General features: G+C 32.1%; 1 protein-coding gene. It reads left to right on the top strand.

The genetic code is table 11. The features are described 5' to 3' along the window. Positions 1-123: 123 nt before the first annotated feature. On the top strand, positions 124-759 hold a 636-nt coding region (locus tag ABCO64_RS10280; RefSeq protein WP_343089394.1), incomplete at its 3' end, for an AAA family ATPase.

Below are 759 nucleotides of genomic sequence, written 5' to 3' on the forward strand. Positions count from 1 at the left end.
TTTTATAACTGTCTTAGGGTCAAAACCCTACTCTCTATAAATCTTTTACATTATAACAGTTTTCTACAATTTATGCGAACACTACGCCATGATAAGTGATATAATGAATGGCGAGGTGATTCCATGCAAAATAGACCTTTAGCTTTTCGGTTAAGACCTAAAACGCTTGATCAAGTCGTTGGTCAATCACATTTAGTTGGACAAAACGGTGTCATTAGAAAGATGGTTGAAGCCAAACAGTATTTCTCTTTAGTCTTATACGGTCCTCCAGGGATTGGTAAAACGACCATTGCGAATATTGTTGCAAGTGAATTTGGATTAAACACGTTTACTTTTAATGCCTCTACAGATTCTAAAGCAAGTCTAAAAGATATTGTTTATCAAGCAAAAAATTATAATGCATTGGTTATTGTTGATGAAATTCACCGAATGAAAAAGGATATACAAGATTATTTATTGCCTCATGTTGAGGATGGAACATTGATTATAATTGGTTTAACTACAAACAATCCATATCACAGTGTTAACCCAGCAATTCGATCTAGGTGTCATGTTTTAAAGTTAAATTCTATATCAGAAAATGACTTAAAAATATTTCTTAAAAGCCTACCAAATCAATTACCGAATGATTTGAGTGCAAACTTTAAAGATGAAGTTATTGATTATTTAGTTCGCGCTTCAAACAGAGAAATTCGAACAGCCATTAATATGATGGAGATATTGAATATCGCTTATAAAGATGAAACGATTGATATTGAT

Source organism: Methanocalculus natronophilus, from assembly GCF_038751955.1.
GTDB classification, from domain to species: Archaea; Halobacteriota; Methanomicrobia; order Methanomicrobiales; family Methanocorpusculaceae; genus Methanocalculus; species Methanocalculus natronophilus.